Origin of the sequence: Microbispora sp. CSR-4, assembly GCF_008033685.1 — a bacterium.
Lineage (GTDB): Bacteria > Actinomycetota > Actinomycetes > Streptosporangiales > Streptosporangiaceae > Microbispora.
Map to the genome: position 1 here is coordinate 1 of NZ_VJVX01000054.1, position 20180 is coordinate 20180.

Here is a 20180-nt window from a genome sequence, read left to right on the forward strand (position 1 = left end):
TCGTCCTGAGCCAGGATCAAACTCTCCAAACAATGCTTGAAAAGAGATCACTCTGGCCGGCACCCCCCGGCTAAGGAAAGGTGCCGTCAAAGGAATCCGTCACCGGCACCACCAACGATGCCGCTATGACGGGGTCATGCATGATTCATGCACTGGCTTTTAGCACACTGTTGAGTTCTCAAGAAACGGACGCGACCACCATCACCCGAAACCCACGAAGGAGTCCCGAGATCCAGGGCGATGACTTCCGTTCGGCCGACTCTACGACTATCGCCGCGTCGCGGACCTGGAGGGCCACACGATCTCGGTCGATGCTCTTGTTAGAGTGACCGCCCCTTTCGGGGCAACCACTCCATACTAAACCCTCGCCCGCTTCGTGTCAAACCTTTCGGTCTGATCGCGCCACGAGCGACCCGGACTTGACGCAAGCGCCTCGCCTGGGTGGCTGTCGGAGTGGCTTGCCCTCCGGGTCCGGCCGCCTCTCGGCGTCCCGCACCCCCCGGGGGCGAGGAAAACATTAGGCAACACCGACTCTGCCGTCAAATCACGCCGAGATGGCCGAAACCCCAAGTCAGACGGGAACTTCCGGCGCCGGCTACCTTCCAGGTCATACGACTGTTACCTTCGCCACAACGACTCTTGGGCATGAAACAGCCGCCCCGGTCTCGGACCGAAGCGGCTGTTCAATGCGGTAGATCAGGCGACCTCGATGCCGCCGACCGTCTTCTTGCCCCTGCGCAGCACGAGGAACCGGCCGTGCAGCAGGTCGTCCGCCGAGGGCACGTACTCCTCATCGGTGATCTTCACGTTGTTCAGGTACGCGCCGCCCTCCTTCACTGCCCGGCGCGCCGCCGACTTCGACTCCACCAGACCGCTCTGCGCGAGCAGCTCGACGTACGGCGCCCCCAGGGCGGGCACGACCGCCTTGGGCACCTCGGCGAGGGCGGACTCCAGTGTCCGGGCGTCGAGCTCGGCGAGCGAGCCCTGCCCGAACAGCGCACGCGAGGCGGCGATCACCCGGGCGAGCTCATCGGCGCCGTGGACCAGAGTGGTCAGGTCCTCGGCCAGGGCGCGCTGCGCCTCACGAGCGGCCGGCCGCTCGGCCACGGCCTTCTCCAGCTCGTCGATCTCCTCCCGCGTACGGAAGGTGAAGACCTTGAGGAACCGCACCACGTCTCGGTCGTCGGCGTTCAACCAGTATTGGTAGAACGCGTACGGCGAGGTGAGCGCGGGATCAAGCCAGACCGCACCACCGGCCGTCTTGCCGAACTTCGTGCCGTCGGCCTTGGTGATCAGCTTGCCGGTCAACGCGTGGACATGCGCGCCCTCGACCCGGCGGATCAGATCGACTCCGGCCGTGATGTTGCCCCACTGGTCGCTGCCGCCGACCTGCAACATGCATCCGTGCCGCCGGTACAGCTCGAGGTAGTCGTTGGCCTGCAGGATCTGGTAGCTGAACTCGGTGTAGCTGAGCCCCTCGCCGGAGAGCCGGGCGGAGACCGACTCCCTTGCCAGCATGCGGTTGACGGGGAAGTGCTTGCCGACGTCCCGCAGGAAGTCGATCGCCGACAGTTTCGCGGTCCAGTCGAGGTTGCTGACCAGCGTGGCGGCTGTCGGCCCCTCCTCGAAGGACAGGAACTTCTCGACCTGCACCCGGATTCGTGACACCCATTCCGCGACGATGTCGCTGGAGTTGAGTGCCCGCTCGGTGCTGCGGCCGCTCGGGTCGCCGATCAAACCGGTGGCGCCTCCGACCAGGCCGATAGGCCGGTGCCCCGCCCGCTGAAAGCGGGTCAGGATCAGCAGCGTGGCCAGGTTGCCCACGTGCAGCGAGGGTGCGGTCGGGTCGAAGCCCGCATACACGGTGATCGGACCGTCGGCCAGCGCCTTGCGCAGCGCGTCGATGTCGGTCGTCTGCGCGATCACGTCGCGCCACTCGAGCTCGTCGAGGATGTCAGCCATCTCCGACGTCGGCACGAGGTTGCCTGAAGTTGCGGTCACGGTCGTGGCTTTCGCTTATCGATGGTGGATGTACGGGGCTTCCGTACAAGCCTGCCTGATCACGGAACTTTATCGCCACTTCTTACCCGCGCGTCAGCTCGTGGCACGGCCGCGACGCCGGGGAACGTGGGCACGGTAGGGCGAGACGGTGGGGTCGCCGTCGATCCAGAACCTCCAGGGCGTCTCGGCGCCCGCCGACACGCCGGTGCGAGGACCCGTCCTGACCTGGCCGGACGGCACGGGCCTGCCCTCGTGCACCCGGATCGGGCCGCCGGAGCAGCAGTCCGTTCCGTTGTGCTCCCGGACCAGGCCGAGCGCGACCGTGAGCCGGGCCGGTCCGCGTGCGAGGTCGCGGTCGGGCACGCGCCGCACCAATCCCTCAAGGTCCGGGCCGTCGGCGTGCGGCATGCGCCGGATGCGCGCGCTGTGCACGCCCGCGATCACCTCGCCGGCGCGTAACAGGACGGCCGAGCCGGTGCCCTCGGGCATGCACACGAGATTGGCGCAGTAGTGCATGCCGTACGTGAAGTAGACGTAGAGGTGCCCCGGCGGGCCGAACATGACCGCGTTGCGTGGCGTGCGGCCCCGGTAGGTGTGGGCGGCCGGGTCCGGCCCCGGCCCGCCGTACGCCTCGACCTCGCTCAGCCGCACGGCCACCGACCCGTGCACGACCACGCGGCCGAGCAGGTCGGGCGCGACCACGTCCGATGGGCGGTCGAAGAAGTCGCGGCCGAGCGGAGCGCCCGCGACGTCTTCGATCAGCTCTCGTTCGCCCATGCCGCCTGACCGTCGACGACATCGCGGAGGTTCGCGATCTGGTCGCGGACCCGGTCGGGCGCGGTGCCGCCGAATGCGCTGCGGGCGGCCAGCGCTCCGTGCACGTTCAGCACGTCACGGACGCTCGCGCCGGATGCGTCGACGGCGAAGTGCGGCGAGACCTTGGCCAGCTCGTCGTCGGTGAGCTCACCGAGGTCCTTGTCGTTCACCTGGCACCACACCACCAGGTGGCCGACGGCCTCGTGCGCCTCGCGGAACGGCACCCCACGGCGGACCAGCAGTTCGGCGAGGTCGGTGGCCAGGGCGAAGCCGTCGGGCGCGCTGGCCTCCAGCTTGGCCTTGTTGACGCGCATCGTGGACACCATGCCCGACACGGCGGGGAGCACGAGGAGCAGGGTGTCGACCGCGTCGAACACCGGCTCCTTGTCCTCCTGCAGGTCGCGGTTGTAGGTGAGCGGCAGGCCCTTGAGGGTCGTCAGCAGCGACATCAGCGAACCGATCAGCCGGCCGCTCTTGCCCCTCGCCAGCTCGGCGACGTCGGGGTTCTTCTTCTGCGGCATGATCGACGAGCCGGTGGAGTAGGCGTCGTCCACCTCGATCCATCGGAACTCCTGCGAGGCCCACAGCACGATCTCCTCGCCGAGCCGGGAGATGTGCACGCCGATCAGCGCCGCGCAGAACAGGAACTCGGCCGCGAAGTCGCGGTCGGCGACCGCGTCCATCGAGTTCGGCGCGGGGGCGTCAAAACCGAGCTCCGCGGCGACGGCGGCGGGGTCGAGCGGCAGGGAGGACCCGGCCAGCGCGCCCGAGCCGAGCGGCGAGATCGCCGCGCGCCTGTCCCAGTCGCGGAGGCGGTCCACGTCGCGGGTGAGCGCGTGCACGTGGGCCAGGAGCTGGTGGCCGAACGACACGGGCTGGGCGTGCTGCAGGTGTGTCATGCCGGGGGCGGCGACGTCGGTGTTCTCCTCTGCCTGGCTGATCAGCGCCGTCTCCAGCTCGACGAGCCGGGAGACGATCACGCGGACGTGGTCACGCAGGTAGAGGCGCAGGTCGGTGGCGATCTGGTCGTTGCGGCTGCGGCCGGCGCGGAGCTTGCCGCCCAGCGAACCGAGCCGTTCGAGCAGGCCGCGCTCCAGCGCGGTGTGCACGTCCTCGTCGGCCACGGTGGGGCGGAACTCTCCCTTGCGGCACGCCTGGTCGAGGTCGTCGAGCGCGCCCAGCATGCGGTCGAGCTCCTCCTGGGTCAGCAGCCCGGCGCGGTGCAGCACGCGCGCGTGCGCGCGCGAGGCCAGCAGATCGTACGGCGCGAGCCGCCAGTCGAACTGCACGCTCACCGACAGGCGCGTGAGGGCGTCCGCGGGTCCCCCCTCGAACCTGCCACCCCAGAGCCGCATCGGCTTGTTGTCCGCCACCGTCTTCTCCCTCCGATATTCGAGTCCCTGCAGAAAAGATGACCGCGCGCCGTTCCCGCCCGGGGCCGTCGTATGTGGGTCTTCGCGTCTTCTCCGGGATTCTCTGCCGAATCTCGGGCGCGCAAATCCTTCACGCGGATCCTTCTGCGGGACTAATCCGCGACCTTAGCCGACGTACGCCCCGGTCCCTGCATTGGAACCGGGGCGTATGCCGGGTGAATCAGGCCTGGCGGGCGCCCCGCGCGGCCGCGATCTCGTTGTGATCCATCAGTTCGGCGATCTCCCGCTGACGTCGATCGGCGGGCCCTTCTCGGGTGGTGTCCACGCCGGTCTTCCCATTGCCCGGGAAATGCCCTTCGGCGGGCCAAGTCCGCCGGCGAACGGACCCGGTCCGTCATGCTTCCCGCTTCCCGCTGCCGTGGTCGCGGACCTCCACGGCGATCTTGGGCCTGCTCACGTCGGGCGCACGGCGGGTGGCCAGGCTCAGCAGGGACTCCGCCAGCGCCTTCCCCCCGGTCGGGTCACGGCTGATGACGAGGATCGTGTCGTCGCCGGCCACCGTGCCGAGAATGGACTCCCAGCCCGCGTGGTCGATCGCCGAGGCGAGAAACTGTGCCGCTCCCGGCGGCGTGCGCAGTATCACGAGGTTGGCCGACGCCTCGGCCGACACCAGGAGCTCCTCCGCGATCCTCCGCAGCCGCGCGTCGGGGTTTTCCGGCATGCCGTTCACGGCGCCGGTGCGATAGAGCGGTATCCGTCCCCCGCCCTCGCCTGGCAGCGCGTAGACCAGCGTGCCGTCGTCGGCCCGCAACTTCAGCGCGCCCAGCTCGTCGAGATCGCGGGAGAGCGTGGCCTGGGTGACCTCCACTCCCTGCTCCGCCAGGAGCTTGGCCAGCTCGGGTTGCGAGCGGACCTTGTGCCTGGTCAGCAGTTCCACGATTCGCGCGTGACGGGCCGCCTTCGTCAGCGGGATGGTCACGATCCCTCCGCACCCCGCGTCGTCAGCCAGTGCAGCAGTGCCTTCTGGGCGTGCAGCCGGTTTTCCGCCTGATCCCACACCACGCTCTGCGGCCCGTCGATGACGTCCGCGGCGATTTCCAATCCCCGGTATGCCGGGAGACAGTGAAGCACGATCGCGTCAGGATTCGCCAGGCCGAGCAGGGCGGCGCTCACCTGGTAGGAGGCGAAGGCCGCGATCCGCTCGTCCTTGCCGTCCTGGCCCATGGACACCCAGGTGTCGGTCGCGACGACATGCGCGCCGGCCACCGCGGCCTCCGGGTCGCTCACCACCGTGACCGATCCGCCGGTGGTCGCCGCGATCTCGGCGGCCCGCTCCACGACCAGGGCGTCGGGCAGGTAGCCCACCGGCGCCCCGATCCGGACGTGCATGCCGGCCGTGGCCCCGCCCAGCAGGTAGGAGTGGGCCATGTTGTTGGCGCCGTCGCCGAGGTAGGCGAGCGTGAGGCCCCGCGGCGAGCCCTTGTGCTCCCGGATCGTCTGGAGGTCGGCGAGGATCTGGCAGGGGTGGAACTCGTCGGTCAGCGCGTTCACCACCGGCACCGTCGAGTACGCCGCCATCGCCTCGATGCGCTCCTGACCGGCCGTCCGCCACACGATCGCCGCGACCTGGCGGCACAGCACCCGCGCGGTGTCCTCGATCGGCTCCCCGCGCCCCATCTGCGAGGTGCCGAGGTCCATGATCAGAGGCTGGCCGCCCAGCTCGGCGACGCCGACCGCGAACGAGAACCGGGTGCGGGTGGACGGCTTGTCGAACAGCACGGCGACCGTGCGAGGGCCCTCGAAGGGCCGGTAGCCGAACCGGTCCTTCTTCATCGCCTCGGCGAGGTCGAGCACCTGGGCCTGCTCCTCCGGCGACAGATCGTCGTCCCGCAGGAAGTGTCTAACTTGCGCCGGGTCCGCGCCCTGCCTCACCTGCGCCGGGTCCGCGCCCTGCCTCACCTGCGCCGGGTCCGCGCCCTGCCTCACCTGCGCCGGGTCCGCGCCCTGCCTCACCTGCGCCGCGGAGCCGTGCGGGGCCGGGCCGGTGGCGGGGTTCACAACGTTGTCAGGCATCTGCGGCCTCCAGGATCCCGGGCAGCGCGTCGAGGAAGGTCTGAACGTCGGACTCGGTGATGACAAGCGGCGGCGCGAGCCGTACCGCGTCGGGCTGCAGGGCGTTGACCAGGAAGCCGGCCTCCTGCGCCGCCGCCTGCACCTGCGCCGACTTCGGCGCGGTGAGCACGGCGGCCAGCCAGAGCCCGCGCCCCCTGACCCCCTTGAGCAGCGGATGCCGCACGGCGGCGATGCCCTCGGACAGCAGCGCCCCCATCTTCGCGACGTTGCCGAGCAGCCCGTCGCTCTCGATCGTGTCGAGCACGGCGAGCGCCGCCGCGCACGAGACCGGGTTGCCGCCGAAGGTCGAGCCGTGGTCGCCCTTCGCGAAGACCTCGCCGGCCTCGCCGAAGCCGATGCAGGCACCGATGGGCAGTCCTCCGCCGAGGCCCTTGGCCAGCGTCAGGACGTCGGGGACGACCCCCTCCGCCTGGTGGGCGAACCAGTGCCCGATGCGGCCGATGGCCGACTGGATCTCGTCGGCGACGAACAGTGCCCCCGCCGAGGAGCAGATCTCCCTTGCGGCGCGGAAGTAGCCGTCGGGCGCCGGTATGACGCCCGCCTCACCCTGGGCGGGCTCCAGGAAGACCGCGGCGCAGTCTTCGGTCACCGCGCTCTTGAGCGCGTCCGCATCCCCGAACTGTACGAACCGGACGTCTAGCGGGAACGGCCCGAACTGGTCGCGGATCGAGGGCTTGCCCGTCAGCGACAGCGCGCCGAGCGTGCGGCCATGGAAGCCGTTCTCCGTCGCTACGACGTAGCCGCGGCCGTGCGTCTTGCCGTACTTGATGGCGATCTTGACGGCCGCCTCGTTGGCCTCGGTGCCGGAGTTGGAGAGGAAGACCCGCGCGGGCTCTCCGAGCAGTCCGAGCAGTTTCTCGGCGAGCAGCACCTCGGGCTCGTGCAGGTAGAGGTTCGAGGTGTGCGCGAGAGTGGCCACCTGGCGGGACACCGCCTCGACCAGGGCCGGGTGGTTGTGGCCGAGCGAGGTCACCGCGATGCCGCCGATGAGATCGAGGTAGTGGCGGCCGTCCACATCCCAGACGGAGCAGCCCTCACCGCGGGCGATGGCGACCGGCGGCACCCCGTAGTTGCGCATGAACGCCGCTTCGAAGCGTGCGCGCAGTTCGTCATTGGTGGTCACCTGGCAACCTCCCCGTTGACGGCGCCGTCCGCCGCCGCTCCGTCGGCCTCGCCTCGCGCCGCCGGAGCGGCGTCGTCGGGCTCGACCATCGTCCCGATGCCTTCGTCGGTGAAGACCTCCAGCAGCAGCGCGTGCGGCACCCGCCCGTCGAGCACGTGGGCCTGGGGGACGCCGCCGCGCACCGCGGACAGGCATGCCTCCATCTTCGGCACCATGCCGCTCGACAGTGAGGGCAGCAGCGCGGCGAGTTCGGACGCCCCGATCCGGCTGACGACCTCTTCGCTGTTCGGCCAGTCGGCGTACAGCCCTTCGACGTCGGTGAGCACGATGAGCTTCGACGCCTGGAGCGCCACGGCGAGGGCCGCGGCGGCGGTGTCGGCGTTGACGTTGTAGATCCCGCCGTCCTCGCCACGGGCCACGGACGACACCACCGGGATGCGGCCGTCGTCGAGAAGCGCCCGGACGGCGCCCGCCTCGACCCGGACGATCTCCCCGACCTGGCCGATGTCCACCTTGACGCCGTCGACCACGACATGCTTGCGCTCGGCCGTGAACAGGTGGGCGTCCTCGCCGGACATGCCGACCGCGAACGGCCCGTGCCCGTTGATCAGCCCGACCACGTCGCGGTTGACCTGGCCGACCAGCACCATCCGGACGACCTGCATCGCCTCGGGTGTGGTCACCCGCAGCCCGGACACGAAGTGGCTGTCGATCCCGAGCAGATCGAGGTGCGACTGGATCTGCGGGCCGCCGCCGTGCACGATCACCGGCCGCAGTCCCGCGTAGCGGAGGAACACCACGTCGGCCGCGAACTTGGCCCGCAGGTGCTCCTCCGTCATGGCGTTGCCGCCGTATTTGATGACGACGGTCGCGCCGTGGAAGCGCGCGAGCCAGGGCAGCGCCTCGATCAGGGTGTGCGCCTTGTCCAGGGCGCCGTTCCGCCTGACGCTCATGACGAGTACGCCGAGTTCTCGTGCACGTACGCCGCCGTGAGGTCGGTGGTGTGCACGGTCGCGGTGTGCGGGCCGGCGGACAGGTCGATGGTGATGGTGACGTCGCGGGGGCGCAGGTCGACCTTGTCGCGGTCGTCTCCCGCCGCGCCGCCACGGCAGATCCAGATGCCGTTGACCGCCACGTTGACCCGATCGGCGTCGAACACGGCGTCGGTGGTGCCGACCGCGCTGACCACGCGGCCCCAGTTGGGGTCCTCGCCGTGGATCGCGCACTTGAGCAGGTTCGAGCGGGCGACCGCCCGGCCCACCGCCACCGCGTCCTCCTCCGACGCCGCGCCGACGACCTCGATGGCGATCGCCTTCGTGGCGCCCTCGGCGTCGACCAGAAGCTGCCGGGCCAGGTCCGCGCAGACCGCGGTGACGACCTTCTCGAACTCGACGAGGTCGGGGCGCACGCCCGACGCTCCGCTCGCGAGCAGCAGCACGGTGTCGTTGGTCGACATGCAGCCGTCGGTGTCGAGCCGGTCGAACGTCACGGACGTCGCCTTGCGCAGCACCGTGTCGAGTTCCTCGGATGTGAGGTCGGCGTCGGTGGTGATCACGCACAGCATCGTGGCGAGCGCGGGCGCGAGCATCCCGGCGCCCTTCGCCATGCCGCCCACCATGTAGCCCGTCTCGCCACGGCGGAAGGAGATCTTGCTGACGGTGTCGGTGGTGCGGATCGCGTCGGCCGCCGCCAGGCCGCCGTCGCGGCTGAGCTGGGCGGCCGCGGTCCCCACGCCGCCGAGCAGCGCGTCCATCGGCAGCCGCTCGCCGATCAGGCCGGTGGAGCAGACCGCGATCTCGGCCGCGGAGTCGTCGAGGACCTCCGCCACCTTCTCGGCGGTGGCGTGGGTGTCCTGGAAGCCGAGCGGGCCGGTGCAGGCGTTGGCGCCGCCGGAGTTGAGGACGACGGCCCTCACCCGGCCGCCGGAGAGGACCTGGGCCGACCACAGGACCGGCGCGGCCTTGAAACGGTTGCTGGTGAAGACGCCGGCCGCGGCACGCGAGGGGCCGTCGTTGACGACCAGGGCCAGGTCGCGGGCGCCGCCGCTCTTGATCCCCGCGGCGACTCCTGCGGCGCGGAAACCCAGGGGTGCGGTCACACTCATGCGCGCTCCTCACAGGGGACGATGTTCATCACGGGGCGACTCCATTGGTGGGAAGACCGACTTCTTCCGGAAGGCCGAGAGCGAGATTGGCGCTCTGGATCGCGCCGCCCGCGGTCCCCTTGGTGAGGTTGTCGATGGCGACGACGGCGACGATCCGTCCGGCCCGCTCGTCGAGGGTGACCTGCAGCACCGCGGTGTTGGCCCCGACCGTCATCGCGGTCGCCGGCCATGTCCCCTCGGGCAGCAGGTGGAGGAACGGCTCGTCCTTCACCGCCGTCTCGTACGCCTCCCGGAGCGCGGCTCGGGTGACGCCCGGCACGGCGGGAGCCGTACAGGTGGCGAGGATGCCGCGGCTCATCGGCGCGAGGGTCGGCGTGAACGACACGCGGACCGGCCGTCCGGCGACCGCCGACAGGTTCTGCTCCATCTCGGGGGTGTGCCGGTGGACCCCGCCCACGCCGTACGCGCTGACCGAGCCCATCACCTCGCTGCCGAGCAGATGGGCCTTGGGCGCCCGGCCGGCTCCGGAGGTGCCGCTCGCGGCGACGACCACGACGTCGGGCTCGGCCAGCCCGGCCGCGAAGGCGGGGAACAGCGCGAGCGTCACCGCCGTCGGGTAGCAGCCGGGGACGGCGATGCGCCGGGCGCCGCGCAGGACCTCGCGCTGACCGGGCAGCTCGGGCAGGCCGTAGGGCCACGTGCCGGCGTGGACGCCGCCGTAGAATGCGGTCCACTCTTGCGCGCTGGTCAGCCGGAAGTCGGCGCCGCAGTCGACGACGAGTGCGCCGTCGCCGAGCTCGGCGGCGACCGCGGCCGACTGACCGTGCGGGAGGGCGAGGAAGACGACGTCGTGACCGGCGAGCACGTCGGGGGTGGTCTCTTCGATCACCCGGTCGGCCAGCGACGGCAGGTGGGGCTGGTGGGCGCCGAGCCTGCTGCCCGCGCTGGACGCGGCGGTCAGGGCACCGATCTCGACAGCGGGATGCCCGAGCAGCAGACGGAGCAGCTCTCCTCCCGCGTAGCCGCTGGCTCCGGCGATGGCCGCCCTCATCCGCGCCCCCTGTCTTCACTGAGCCCTGTCTCAAGGGATCTGTATCCCGGTCACTGCATGATCATGCAGCGGACCTCATGTTCTTGCTGGTGTAGAGAGTATGCATCGTAAAGCATGAGCATGCAAGCGGCGTTCCGAGAGAGGGACATCTAGCCGACGTACCTACCGGTCGGTATCGTGAAACATCCGGTTAACGAACGAGTCCGGGAGTGCGCCAGCATGACGATCACGAACGAACAGGTCCAGGCCCAGCTCACGGCGCCCGGGCAGCTCTTCGAAATGGAAGAGGTCGAGGTCGGCGGTCACAAGATCCGGGCGTGGAAGCACGCTCCCGCGACCTTCCGGGCCCTCCTGGAAATCACCCGGTTTCATGGGGACAAGGTGTTCGTCGTCTACGAGGACGAACACCTCACCTATGAGGAGCATTTCCGGCTGGCCGCGACCCTCGCCAACCGCCTGGTGAACGACTATGGCGTACGCAAGGGCGACCGCGTCGCCGTGGCCATGCGCAACTACCCCGAATGGATCGTCTCCTTCTCCGCCGTGCTCGCCGCAGGGGCGGTGGCCGTACCGCTCAACGCCTGGTGGACCGAGCAGGAGCTGGAATATGGCCTGAGCGACTCGGGCGCCAAGGTCGTGATCGCCGACGGCGAGCGCGCCGCGCGGATGGCCGGCAGCGGCCTGCCGATGATCGTCACCCGCGGTGAGGGCGCCAACTGGTCCGAGGTCCTCGGCGAGGTCCGCGCCGACGTGACGCTGCCGCAGGTCGAGCTCGGCCCCGACGACCCCGCCACGATCTTCTACACTTCCGGCACCACCGGCAGGTCCAAGGGCGCACTCGGCAGCCACCGCAACCTCGGCCAGGCGCCGATGACCGTCGCGTACGCGATGATGCGCACGGTGGCGATGGCCGGCCGGGACGTGGCCGCGGCGGCGGAAAAGCGCAGGATCACCCTGCTGACCGTGCCCCTCTTCCACGTCACCGGGTGCTTCGCCGTGCTGATGACCACGATGTTCAGCGGCGGCGGGCTCGTGCTCATGTACAAGTGGGACCCCAAGCGGGCCCTGGAGCTCATCGAGCGCGAGAAGGTCACCGTGATGAGCGGCGTGCCGACCAACGCCTGGCAGCTGCTGTCACACCCCGATCTGGACAAGCACGACATCTCCTCGCTCGGCTCCGTCTCGTACGGCGGCGCTCCGGCCCCGCCGAAGCTGCTGGAGCGGATCACCGAGTCGCTCCCCAACCGCACGCCGGCCAACGGGTACGGCATGACCGAGACGACGGCGCTCGCGATCTACAACAGCGGCAGGGACTACCTGGCCAGGCCCGACAGCATCGGACTGCCGCTCGCCGTCGTGGACGTCAGGATCTGCGACCCGCTCGGCGCGGAGCTGCCGCCCGGCATGGTCGGCGAGCTGTGCATCCGCGGACCGATCGTGATCATGGGCTACTGGAACCGCCCGGACGCCACGGCGGAGACGTTCGTGGACGGCTGGCTGCACACGGGCGACCTGGCCCGCATCGACGAGGACGGCTACGTCTACATCGTCGACCGGGCCAAGGACATGGTCATCAGGGGCGGCGAGAACGTCTACTGCGCCGAAGTCGAGGCCGCCCTGTTCGAGCACCCCGCGGTGGACGACGCGGCCGTGATCGGCATCCCCGACGACGAGCTGGGCGAGCAGGTCGGCGCGGTCGTACGGCTCAAGCGGGGCGCGAGCGCCACCGGCGAGGAGCTCCAGGAGTTCCTGCGCGGCCGTATCGCGGCGTTCAAGGTGCCGGTGCGGTTCTGGTTCAGGGAGGCCGAGCTGCCGCGCAACCCCGGCGGCAAGGTGCTCAAGACCCACCTGCGCAGGGAGACCCTCGGTCTCTAGCGTTACCTGCCGCGTAATCGCCGCTCCTCGGGGGTGCGTGACACCGTTCACGTGTCGTCACGAAGACATCCCCGAAGGAGTGGAAATGACCGACTACACCACCCTGGCCGAGCGTTACATCGCCGCCTGGAACGAGCGCGACGCCGAGGCCAGGGCGAAGGCGGTGGCCGAGCTGTGGACCGAGGACGGCGGCTACACCGACCCGCTGGCCGCCGTCACCGGGCACGAGGGTGTCGCCGCGGTGATCGCCGGAGCGCAGGAGATGTTCCCCGGGTTCGTGTTCACCCTGGGCGGGCCGGTGGACGGCCACCACGACATCGCGCGCTTCACCTGGCACCTCGCCCCCGAAGGCGCGGCGGAGCCCGTGGTGATCGGCTTCGACGTCGTGGCCTTCGCCGAGGACGGCCGGATCCGGAACGTGTACGGCTTCCTGGACAAGGTCCCCGCCTGATCGTGTTCCTGGGGCTCCGGAGCCCGGCCGGGGCGTCCGCTCCCGGGCGGCTCCGGATGCCCGGGAGCGGTGCTCATCGGGCCTGAAAAGTTCATCGGCGTTTCGGCACTACAGGCCTTCTTTCATGGGGTCTCGGATAGAAACGTTTCGGCCGATCTTTGACATGTTTCAAGGGCGCTTCCCAGAATGTTGCACCGGCGAACCCCGGGGCCGGGCGGCGCACCCCCTACCGGCGAACACACGCGCCGTCCGGCCCTCTCCCCGATCGGAGGAGCAGACATGGCCGACAGCGCCGCACCCCCCACACGACGTGCAGGCTTACGGAAGATGCTCGCCGCGGCGCTCGCGGGCGTGGTCACCGCGGCGCTCGCGACCGTGACCCTTTCCGCCACCGCAGCCCAGGCCGCCGACTGCAGCGCCGGGTATGTGGGCCTCACCTACGACGACGGCCCCAACCCCAGCAACACCACCAACCTGCTCAACACGTTGAAGGCCAACGGCCTGCGCGCCACCTTCTTCAACATCGGCCAGAACGCCCAGAACAACCAATCCCTCGTACGCGCCCAGGTCGACGCCGGCATGTGGGTCGGCAACCACAGCTACACCCACCCCCACCTGACCCAGATGAGCAGCTCGCAGATCCAGTCGGAGCTGCAGCGGACCCAGCAGGCCATCCAGCAGGCCACCGGACAGGCCCCCAAGCTGTTCCGCCCGCCCTACGGCGAAACCAACTACACCCTCCAGTCGATCGAACAGCAGCTCGGCCTCAAGGAGATCATCTGGGACGTCGACTCCCAGGACTGGAACGGCGCCAGCACCTCCCAGATCGTCCAGGCCGCCAGCCGACTCCAAAACGGCCAGATCATCCTCATGCACGACCAGTACGCCACCACCGTCCAGGCCATCCCCCAGATCGCCGCCAACCTCCGCAGCCGCACCCTCTGCGCCGGCATGATCCCCCCCCCCCCCGGACGCGCCGTCGCCCCCGACGGCAGCGGACCCGCCTCCCCATCCCCATCGAACCCGCAGTCGCCCAGCCCCTCCCCCTCTTCCTCGCCCACGCCTCCGACGGGACAGGGTGGATGCACCGCGACGATGGAGACCGTGAACGCCTGGACGGGTGGGTTCCAGTCCAACGTCACGGTGCGCGCGGGCAGCTCGGCCATCAGGGGCTGGACGGTGACCTGGAGCTGGCCCGGTTCGCAGTCGATCAGCCAGCTGTGGGGAGGTGTCCAGTCCGGTTCCGGCTCCTCGATCACCGTGCGCAACGAGTCCTGGAACGGCAGCCTGGGCGCGAGTGCCTCCACCACCTTCGGCTTCGTCGCCAACGGCACCGCTGCCACGCCGGCCCTGACCTGTAGCGCGTCCTGACGGACCTCACGACGGCCCCCTGACCCCGAGGGAGGCCGGCCCGGCCGTACGGCGGGAGGGGACGACCCTCTCGCCGTACGGCCGTCATGTGCCGGGGTCCGCGCACCGGCCTCGGGCGACCGCCTCCTGCTCGTCAACGCGCTGGCGCCCCGCCCGCACGGGTGTGGGCAGGCGGGCTGCTGTGCGTGGCCGCGGTCGGCGTGATGGCGGCCGTCTTGCCCAGGTTCCGCAGGTACGACGCGCGGATCGACGAGCACGCCCTCGCCCTCCGCGCCCCGGAGTCCGTGACGGCGTGAAAGGTTCATCGGCGTTCCGGCAGGGCATCGCGCGCTTGATCGGTTCATCCGGCTGAAACATTTCCAACCATTCTTTGACATGTTTCAGCGACGCTTCTCAGAATGAGCTCCGGCGAACCACGGGGGCCGGGCGGCGCTCACCTGTCATTGAAAAGCGCCGTCCGGCCCTCTCCCCGATCGGAGGAGCAGACATGGCCGACAGCGCCATACGCACCGCAGGACGTGCAGGGTTACGGAAGACGCTCGCCGCGGCGCTCGCGGGCGTGGTCACCGCGGCGCTCGCGACCGTGACCCTTTCCGCCACCGCAGCCCAGGCCGCCGACTGCAGCGCCGGGTATGTGGGCCTCACCTACGACGACGGCCCCAACCCCAGCAACACCACCAACCTGCTCAACACGTTGAAGGCCAACGGCCTGCGCGCCACCTTCTTCAACATCGGCCAGAACGCCCAGAACAACCAATCCCTCGTACGCGCCCAGGTCGACGCCGGCATGTGGGTCGGCAACCACAGCTACACCCACCCCCACCTGACCCAGATGAGCAGCTCGCAGATCCAGTCGGAGCTGCAGCGGACCCAGCAGGCCATCCAGCAGGCCACCGGACAGGCCCCCAAGCTGTTCCGCCCGCCCTACGGCGAAACCAACTACACCCTCCAGTCGATCGAACAGCAGCTCGGCCTCAAGGAGATCATCTGGGACGTCGACTCCCAGGACTGGAACGGCGCCAGCACCTCCCAGATCGTCCAGGCCGCCAGCCGACTCCAAAACGGCCAGATCATCCTCATGCACGACCAGTACGCCACCACCCTCCAGGCCATCCCCCAGATCGCCGCCAACCTCCGCAGCCGCAACCTCTGCGCCGGCATGATCCCCCCCCCCCCCGGACGCGCCGTCGCCCCCGACGGCAGCGGACCCGCCTCCCCGTCGCCGACGACCCCCCAGTCGCCCAGCGCGACTCCTACCTCCGGGGGTGGCAGTGGGCAGATCAGGGGTGTCGCCTCGGGCCGCTGCCTGGACGTGCCGAACGCCAGCACCTCGGACGGCACGCAGGTGCAGCTGTGGGACTGCCATGGCCAGAGCAACCAGACCTGGAGCTCCACCTCTGCCGGTGAGATCCGGGTGTACGGCAACAAGTGCCTGGACGCGGCCGGCAGCGGCAACGGCGCGAGGATTCAGATCTACAGCTGCTGGGGTGGCGACAACCAGAAGTGGCGTGTGAACTCCGACGGCAGCATCCAGGGCGTCCAGTCCGGGCTGTGCCTGGACGCCGTCGGGCAGGGCACCGGCAACGGCACCCAGATCCAGCTCTACTCCTGCCACGGCGGTAACAACCAGAAGTGGACCTGGAACAGATAGCTCGGACCTGTGGCCCGCGGTGCGGAACACCCCCGGCGCACCGCGGGCCACGACCCGGCCACCCCTTTGTCGTATGAACCCGGCCGCCGGTCTCCTGCCCCACGGGCTGACCGCCGGGAACGGTGCGGCGCTTCCCGGAAGCGCCGCACCCGCTGTCGTCTGCTCGTCGCCTTCGGACGGGGTGTCCCGGCACCACGCCACGGGGGAAACACAACGCGAGGCGCTCATGCGTTACTACGGTGAGCGCATGACGGCAGAGGCATGGAGCGAAGCACCATTGAGTGACACGCACGGTCTCCCGAGCTGGGTCTTCCCTCCGGTGGAAGGCTTCACGGCGGCCGACCTCGATCACATGCCGCAACTTCCCGCACACACAGAGTTGATCGATGGAAGCTTGGTCTTCGCGAGCCCCCCAAGCCTCCTTTCACACCTTGACGCTGTTCCTGCTGGAACGGGAACTGCGCCGGTTCTGCCCAGCACACCTGCGCGTGCGCCGTGAGATGAGTGTCGTCCTCGGGCTTCGCCAAAGGCCCGAGCCCGACATGGTGGTTCTTCACGCCGAGGCGGTGCAGGGGACGGATGAAACCGCGTACGAGGCGAGTGACGTGCTGCCGGCCGTCGAGGTCGTCTCGCCGGACTCGGAGGAGCGGGATCGCAAGCGCAAGCCGCAGCTCTACGCGGAGGCGGGGATCGCCCACTTCTGGCGGATCGAGAACCAGGCCGGGCGGCCCACGGTCTACGTGTACGAACTCGACCCGGCCACCACGACGTACGCGCTGACCGGGATCTACCACGACCGGCTCAAGCTGTCGGTGCCGTTCGACATCGACATCGACCTCACCGAGATCGACACGCTCTGAACTTTCCCCACGCGAGCCGGCGTCCCTGCGGCCCCCGGCGGCATCGGACTCACCGGCGGGCATTTCCCCCATTGATCCTCTGGTTACCCGCGCGTATCGTCCAGAGTTGAGCACTGCTCATATTCACGCGCGTGAACAGCACCACCATCGGTCCCTTCACCCCCTGACATCGCGAAGGGAAGTTCCCCCATGCACGCGCGCCTTCGACGGGCGATCACCGCTGCCGCCGCGCTGGCCCTCGTCGCCGTCGGCCTGCCGGCGGCGCCGGCCGCCGCGGCCCCCTACTACCCGCCCGACGACTACTGCCTCGGCCAGTGCGCTGACGTCCTGCCGCCCGGCCAGAACGGCAACGCCACCCTCGTGGACATCCTGGGCAACCAGCTCCTCGGCACCTATCCGGCCCACAGCAAGGACCAGCTCGGCAAATACTCCGGCCTGCTCTCGGGCTACACCGGCCTGACCGACGAGCAGATCACCGCGTTCTTCAACGACAGCTCGTTCGGCGTGCCGGCGAACCAGGTCGAGAGCACGGTGAGCCCGCGCTCGGGCGTCACCATCGTGCGCGACAAGGCGACCGGCGTCCCCCACATCACCGGCACCACCCGCGAGGGCACGATGTTCGGCGCGGGCTACGCCGGCGCGCAGGACCGGCTGTGGCTGATGGACCTCATGCGCCACGTCGGCCGGGGCGAGCTGACGCCGTTCGCCGGCGGGGCCGCGGGCAACAGGGAGCTGGAGCAGAGCGTCTGGCGCAACTCCCCCTACACGGAGGCCGACCTCCAGGCCCAGGTCGACCGGCTGAAGACGGCCGGCACCCGGGGCGCCCAGCTCTATTCGGACGTGCAGAACTACGTCGCCGGGATCAACTCGTACATCGACCACTGCATGGCCAACCGCGACTGCCCGGGTGAGTACGTGCTCACCGGCCACCTCGACGCGATCACGAACAAGGGCGGCCCGGAGGACTTCCGGATGACCGACCTGATCGCGATCTCCGGCGTGATCGGCGGTCTGTTCGGCGGGGGCGGCGGCGCCGAGATGCAGTCGGCCCTCGTACGCGTGGCCGCACGGGCGAAGTACGGCGCCGCCCAGGGCGACCAGGTGTGGGCGGCGTTCCGCTCGCAGAACGACCCGGAGACCGTGCTGACCCTGCACGGCGACCAGAGCTTCCCCTTCGGCGCGGCACCGGCCGGCGCGACCGGAGTGGTGCTGCCCGACGCGGGCACGACCACGCCGGTCGACATCACGGCCAACGAGACCGGCACCGCGAGGACCGCCACCACGCAGGTCAAGAGCGCGCTGACCGGGCTCACCGTGGACAACTCCAAGCCGGAGATGTCCAACGCCATCGTGGTCTCGGCCGCGAAGGCGACCGGCGGACACCCGATCGCCGTGTTCGGCCCGCAGACCGGCTACTTCGCGCCGCAACTGCTCATGCTGGAGGAGCTGTCCGGGCCCGGCATCCGGGCGCGCGGCGCGGCCTTCGCCGGGCTCAACCTCTACGTGCTGCTCGGACGCGGCACCGACTACGCCTGGAGCGCCACCTCGGCCGCCGAGGACATCACCGACACCTACGCCGTGACGCTGTGCGACCCGGACGGCGGCACGCCCGCGGTCTCCAGCGACCACTACCTCTACCACGGCGTCTGCACGCCCATGGAGACGCTGAAGAAGACCAACTCCTGGAAGCCCAACACGGCCGACTCCACCGCCGCCGGGTCGTACGATCTGGTCATCAAGCGCACCAAATATGGCCTGGTCACCTGGCGGGGCACGGTCGGCGGCGTGTCGACGGCGTTCACCACGCTGCGCTCGACCTACCAGCACGAGGCGGACTCGGCGATCGGCTTCCAGATGTTCAACGACCCGGCGGAGATGGGCTCGGCGGCGGCCTTCGCCAACTCGGCCTCCACCATCGGCTTCGCGTTCAACTGGTTCTACGTGAACTCCACCGACGCGGCGTACTTCATGTCCGGCAACGTCCCTGTGCGGTCGCCGGAGTCCGACCCGAACCTGCCCATGACGGCCGACGCCGCGCACGAGTGGAGCGGCTTCGACCCGGCGGCCAACACCGCGTCCTATCTCCCGCCCTCGGCGCATCCGCAGGCGGTCAACCAGGACTACTTCGTGAGCTGGAACAACAAGCAGGCCAAGGACTTCGGCGCGGCCGACGGCAACTTCAGCTTCGGGGCGGTCCACCGGGCCGACCTGCTCGACGCGCCGGTCAAGGCGGCCCTGTCCTCGGGCACCCTCGACCGCGCCGGGGTCGTGAAGATCATGGCGTCGGCGGCGACGACCGACCTGCGCGGATGGAAGGTGCTGCCCGCGCTGCTCCGCGTGATCAACAGTGCGTCCGTCTCCGACCCCGCCCTCGCCTCGGCCGTCTCCAAGCTGTCCGCCTGGGCCGGCGCGGGCGCCAGGCGGGAGGAGACGAGCACGGGCAGCAAGAAGTACGCCCACGCCGACGCCATCCGGATCTTCGACGCCTGGTGGCCCAAGCTGGTGCGGGCCCAGTTCCGCCCCGGGCTGGGCGACGGGCTCTACCAGGCGCTGGTCAACGCCCTGCAGATCAACGAGTCGCCGTCCGGGCACCAGCAGGGCGACGTCTCCTCGCTGCCCGGCTCGGCCAACGAGGCGCAGCCCCACAAGGGGTCGTCGTTCCAGTACGGCTGGTGGGGCTACGTGGACAAGGACATCCGGGCCGTGCTCGGCGACCCGGTGGCCGCTCCCCTGCCGGCCAAGTATTGCGGGGCGACCGTGGCGGCCTGCCGTACGGTCCTGCTCGACAGCCTGGCGGCGGCGCTGGCCGAACCGGCGGCGACGACCTATCCGGGTGACGACTCCTGCTCGGCGGGCGACCAGTGGTGCGCCGACGCGGTACGGCAGTCGCCGCTCGGCGGCGTCAAGCACTCGCTGATCTCCTGGCAGAACCGGCCGACCTATCAGCAGGTGGTCTCGTTCCCCGCGCACCGCGGCGACGACGTGACCGACCTCGCCCTGGGCCGTACGGCGAGCGCGTCGAGCACGCAGGACTCCTACACCCCGGCCAAGGCCGTGGACGGCGACCCGGCGAGCCGGTGGGCCAGCGGGTGGAGCGACAACCAGTACATCCAGGTCGATCTCGGCTCGCTGAAGTCCGTGGGACGGGTGATCCTGCGCTGGGAGACGGCCTACGGCTCGTCGTACCGGATCCAGGCCTCGGCGGACGGCTCCACGTGGACCACCGTCGCGCAGACGACCACGGGCGACGGCGGCGTGGACAACGTCGCGTTCGCCCCGACCGGGGCGCGCTATGTGCGGATGCAGGGCGTCAAGCGCGGCACCGGCTACGGCTACTCGCTGTACTCCTTCGAGGTGTACGGCAGGTAGGG

The 20180-nt window shown here is 70.0% G+C and carries 14 protein-coding genes and 1 pseudogene; 6 read left to right on the forward strand and 9 right to left on the reverse strand.

The window, feature by feature from the left end:
- Positions 1-696: 696 nt before the first annotated feature.
- From tyrS to argC, 9 genes are all read right to left on the reverse strand, one after another.
- Positions 697-1962, reverse strand: coding sequence for a tyrosine--tRNA ligase (gene tyrS / locus FLV34_RS30780; protein ID WP_142648985.1), 1266 nt, complete (start codon positions 1960-1962; stop codon positions 697-699).
- 132 nt (positions 1963-2094) lie between these two features.
- On the reverse strand, positions 2095-2778 hold the full coding sequence (locus FLV34_RS30785; protein WP_147944764.1) for a DNA-3-methyladenine glycosylase: 684 nt from the start codon (positions 2776-2778) through the stop codon (positions 2095-2097).
- Positions 2760-4172, reverse strand: a complete 1413-nt coding sequence (gene argH / locus FLV34_RS30790) for an argininosuccinate lyase (protein ID WP_142648984.1) — start codon at positions 4170-4172, stop codon at positions 2760-2762. The genes FLV34_RS30785 and argH overlap by 19 nt, the downstream gene beginning before the upstream one ends.
- Positions 4173-4584: 412 nt before the next feature.
- On the reverse strand, positions 4585-5169 hold the full coding sequence (locus FLV34_RS30795; protein WP_260617345.1) for an arginine repressor: 585 nt from the start codon (positions 5167-5169) through the stop codon (positions 4585-4587).
- Complete coding sequence (gene argF / locus FLV34_RS30800; RefSeq protein WP_147944765.1) at positions 5166-6263, reverse strand: ornithine carbamoyltransferase; 1098 nt, start codon at positions 6261-6263, stop codon at positions 5166-5168. The genes FLV34_RS30795 and argF overlap by 4 nt, the downstream gene beginning before the upstream one ends.
- Positions 6256-7401: an acetylornithine transaminase gene (locus tag FLV34_RS30805; protein ID WP_261985969.1), complete on the reverse strand. Its 1146-nt coding sequence runs from the start codon at positions 7399-7401 to the stop codon at positions 6256-6258. The genes argF and FLV34_RS30805 overlap by 8 nt, the downstream gene beginning before the upstream one ends.
- Positions 7402-7442: 41 nt before the next feature.
- Positions 7443-8399: an acetylglutamate kinase gene (gene argB, locus FLV34_RS30810; protein ID WP_142648964.1), complete on the reverse strand. Its 957-nt coding sequence runs from the start codon at positions 8397-8399 to the stop codon at positions 7443-7445.
- The gene (gene argJ / locus FLV34_RS30815) at positions 8396-9550 is read right to left on the reverse strand and encodes a bifunctional glutamate N-acetyltransferase/amino-acid acetyltransferase ArgJ (RefSeq protein ID WP_147944767.1); all 1155 of its coding nucleotides are present in this window, start codon (positions 9548-9550) and stop codon (positions 8396-8398) included. Before argJ ends, argB begins: the two co-directional genes overlap by 4 nt.
- Positions 9551-9578: 28 nt before the next feature.
- Positions 9579-10601 (reverse strand): N-acetyl-gamma-glutamyl-phosphate reductase, encoded by a 1023-nt coding sequence (argC, locus tag FLV34_RS30820; RefSeq protein WP_147944768.1) that lies wholly within the window; start codon positions 10599-10601, stop codon positions 9579-9581.
- Positions 10602-10820: 219 nt separating this feature from the next.
- Here argC and FLV34_RS30825 point away from each other — a divergent pair, with 219 nt between their 5' ends.
- From FLV34_RS30825 to FLV34_RS30850, 6 genes and pseudogenes are all read left to right on the forward strand, one after another.
- Positions 10821-12476: a class I adenylate-forming enzyme family protein gene (locus FLV34_RS30825; RefSeq protein WP_147944769.1), complete on the forward strand. Its 1656-nt coding sequence runs from the start codon at positions 10821-10823 to the stop codon at positions 12474-12476.
- An 85-nt stretch (positions 12477-12561) separates the two neighbouring features.
- Positions 12562-12927 (forward strand): nuclear transport factor 2 family protein, encoded by a 366-nt coding sequence (locus FLV34_RS30830; RefSeq protein ID WP_147944770.1) that lies wholly within the window; start codon positions 12562-12564, stop codon positions 12925-12927.
- Between the two features lie 327 nt (positions 12928-13254).
- A complete protein-coding gene (locus FLV34_RS30835) occupies positions 13255-14298 on the forward strand; it encodes a polysaccharide deacetylase family protein (RefSeq protein WP_147944771.1) in 1044 nt (347 codons plus the stop codon).
- Positions 14299-14785: 487 nt separating this feature from the next.
- Positions 14786-15949: a polysaccharide deacetylase family protein gene (locus FLV34_RS30840; RefSeq protein WP_147944772.1), complete on the forward strand. Its 1164-nt coding sequence runs from the start codon at positions 14786-14788 to the stop codon at positions 15947-15949.
- 247 nt (positions 15950-16196) lie between these two features.
- Positions 16197-16809 (forward strand): annotated as a pseudogene (locus FLV34_RS30845) (Uma2 family endonuclease).
- 189 nt (positions 16810-16998) lie between these two features.
- The gene (locus FLV34_RS30850) at positions 16999-20178 is read left to right on the forward strand and encodes a penicillin acylase family protein (RefSeq protein ID WP_147944773.1); all 3180 of its coding nucleotides are present in this window, start codon (positions 16999-17001) and stop codon (positions 20176-20178) included.
- Positions 20179-20180: the final 2 nt, after the last annotated feature.

What these genes read in the sequence shown, in the direction of transcription:
- FLV34_RS30840 (WP_147944772.1), top strand. Translation starts at nt 14,786, where the DNA reads ATGGCCGACAGCGCCATACGCACCGCAGGACGTGCAGGGTTACGGAAG.
- FLV34_RS30835 (WP_147944771.1), top strand. Translation starts at nt 13,255, where the DNA reads ATGCTCGCCGCGGCGCTCGCGGGCGTGGTCACCGCGGCGCTCGCGACC.
- FLV34_RS30830 (WP_147944770.1), top strand. Translation starts at nt 12,562, where the DNA reads ATGACCGACTACACCACCCTGGCCGAGCGTTACATCGCCGCCTGGAAC.
- argC (WP_147944768.1), bottom strand. Translation starts at nt 10,601, where the DNA reads ATGAGGGCGGCCATCGCCGGAGCCAGCGGCTACGCGGGAGGAGAGCTG.
- argJ (WP_147944767.1), bottom strand. Translation starts at nt 9,550, where the DNA reads ATGAGTGTGACCGCACCCCTGGGTTTCCGCGCCGCAGGAGTCGCCGCG.
- argB (WP_142648964.1), bottom strand. Translation starts at nt 8,399, where the DNA reads ATGAGCGTCAGGCGGAACGGCGCCCTGGACAAGGCGCACACCCTGATC.
- tyrS (WP_142648985.1), bottom strand. Translation starts at nt 1,962, where the DNA reads ATGGCTGACATCCTCGACGAGCTCGAGTGGCGCGACGTGATCGCGCAG.
- FLV34_RS30785 (WP_147944764.1), bottom strand. Translation starts at nt 2,778, where the DNA reads ATGGGCGAACGAGAGCTGATCGAAGACGTCGCGGGCGCTCCGCTCGGC.
- FLV34_RS30825 (WP_147944769.1), top strand. Translation starts at nt 10,821, where the DNA reads ATGACGATCACGAACGAACAGGTCCAGGCCCAGCTCACGGCGCCCGGG.
- FLV34_RS30850 (WP_147944773.1), top strand. Translation starts at nt 16,999, where the DNA reads ATGCACGCGCGCCTTCGACGGGCGATCACCGCTGCCGCCGCGCTGGCC.
- argH (WP_142648984.1), bottom strand. Translation starts at nt 4,172, where the DNA reads ATGCGGCTCTGGGGTGGCAGGTTCGAGGGGGGACCCGCGGACGCCCTC.
- argF (WP_147944765.1), bottom strand. Translation starts at nt 6,263, where the DNA reads ATGCCTGACAACGTTGTGAACCCCGCCACCGGCCCGGCCCCGCACGGC.
- FLV34_RS30805 (WP_261985969.1), bottom strand. Translation starts at nt 7,401, where the DNA reads ATGCGCAACTACGGGGTGCCGCCGGTCGCCATCGCCCGCGGTGAGGGC.